This window comes from Actinoplanes sp. NPDC024001 (assembly GCF_040638955.1).
In the GTDB taxonomy this organism is placed as follows: Bacteria; Actinomycetota; Actinomycetes; order Mycobacteriales; family Micromonosporaceae; genus Actinoplanes.
In genome coordinates this window covers 1-1,830 of record NZ_JBEZZB010000362.1, presented here as the reverse complement: position 1 = coordinate 1,830, position 1,830 = coordinate 1, and the positions used below count along the sequence as shown (strand labels likewise).

The window sequence follows — 1,830 nt, the reverse complement described above, 5'->3', positions numbered from 1 at the left end:
GCGCCGCGGATCCGCGGCGCCCGGCCGGCTGACCGGTCGTCAGGGGGTCCAGTGCGGGTCGCGGCCGGTGCGGGCGAGCAGCCGGCCGAACTCGTCGCTGTCGTCGGGGGCGGTGACCTCGGGGCCGAAGGCGCCCATCTTGCGGCCGGTGTCGCCCATGACGTCGAGGAATTCGCCGGTGGCGGTGAGCAGGCGCGGCTCGGGCCGGTAGTCCTGGCCGGTGGCGACGGCCAGGTCCCAGGCGTGCACGACGAGGTCGGCGACGACCATCAGGCCGACGACGCGCTGCGGCAGGCCGAGCCCGGGTGAGACGCCGTCGAGGGTGGACGGGTCGGCCCAGGCGGTGCTCAGGCCCCGCAGGTCCTCGGCGAAGGCGGCGCGCCAGTCGCCGGTGACCCGGGGCGGGCCGGGGCTCCAGTCGACTTCCTTGCGGTGGGCGAGGGCCTGGAAGTTCTGGGCGACCTGCAGCAGGTGGTCGATCAGGTCGCGGACCCGGTAGTCGGTGCACGGGGTGCGCTGGTCGAGCTGGTCATCGCGGACGGCGGCGACGACGCCGGTGACGGCGGGTGCGGTGGCATCGAGCAATTCACTGATCTCAGTGGACACCCGCACCACCCTACGGAGCGGGCCGGGGACCCGGCCAGGGGGTCATCCGGTCGGGCAGTTCGGCCGGGGTTTCCTCATCTCGGCGGGCCTGCTGCCGACCGTGCGGCGCATGTGCGTCTCTCCCCCGCGACACGTTGCCGTCCTCGCCGCCCTGTGGCCGTATGTCACCCCGCAGCGGGTGGAGGCCACCGCTGCGGTGGCCCGGTTGTTGCCGGCCGCCCGCGGCCGGTGCGGTCTCTACGTGCTGACCTTCACCGACGGGCACCTGTACGTGGGGCGCTCCGGTGACGTGGTGGCCCGGTTCGCCGCGCACCGCCGCGCCGACGCCGACCTGGTCGAGATGCACTTCTGGCGGTTCGCCAAGGCGGGCCTGGACAGCGCGGAACGCTCCGCGGTCCACGCCCTGCGCGAGGCCGGGTTCACCGTGCGCAACCACGCCGGGGAACTCGACGACCTGCTCGGCGCGGCCGAGCAGCAGCGGTGGCTGGCGTCCGCGCCGGCCGACGAGCCCGGCGACGGGGTACGCCCGCAGCGCCCGCGCACCCGTGCCGGCCGGCCGGTCACCGACCCGCGCGTGGCCGCGGTGCTCCCGGCGGTGCGCCGCTACCTGGCCCGGACGGTGCCGGCGCCGCGCCGCACCGAGCACGCCCGCTGGACAGTCACCGCCGGCGCCCGGGAGCGGCTGCTCACGGTGACCGTGCACGCGATGGAGACGCTGTTCGTCGCCGTCGAGGCGGACCGCACGGTGCTCACCGTGAACCTCGATCGGGCCACGATCGAGCGGTACCAGGGTGCGCTGGACCGGTTCGGCGCGGCTTTCTTCCGTACGGCCAGTTACCGGGTGCGCCCCGGGGTGGTGGCGGTGAGCGTGGAGGGCGCCCGCAACCTGATGCGGCTGCTGGACGTGCCCGGTGTCGTGGAGGCGGCCCGCCGGCTGAACCTGGACCTGATGCGGACCGGACCGGCCCTGCACCGGCGTGGCCACGCGTTCGAGCTGGCCGACCTGCTGCTCGACCCGGCCGCCGAGGCTGCCACCGACGACCCGTTCACGGCCGGGCTGGCCTGCGACGCGGCCGGTGACATCCCCCGCGCCGAGGCCTTCTTCGCGCGGGCCGCGGCCGCCGGCAACCCGGAGGCGGCGTTCCGGCTGGGCGAGTTGTGGGCCGAGCGCGGCGACGGCGACCAGGCCGAGCCGTGGTACCGGCAGGCGGCCGCTGGCGGGTT

2 protein-coding genes are annotated in these 1,830 nt (G+C 75.8%); one reads left to right on the top strand and one right to left on the bottom strand.

Annotation, left to right across the window (positions count from 1 at the left end; translation table 11 throughout):
- Positions 1–39 precede the first annotated feature (39 nt).
- A complete protein-coding gene (locus AB0F81_RS51175) occupies positions 40–606 on the bottom strand; it encodes a TIGR03086 family metal-binding protein (protein ID WP_360211736.1) in 567 nt (188 codons plus the stop codon).
- 109 nt (positions 607–715) lie between these two features.
- On the opposite strand from AB0F81_RS51175, the gene AB0F81_RS51170 reads away from it, so the two are divergent.
- On the top strand, positions 716–1,830 hold a 1,115-nt coding region (locus AB0F81_RS51170; RefSeq protein ID WP_360211733.1), incomplete at its 3' end, for a hypothetical protein.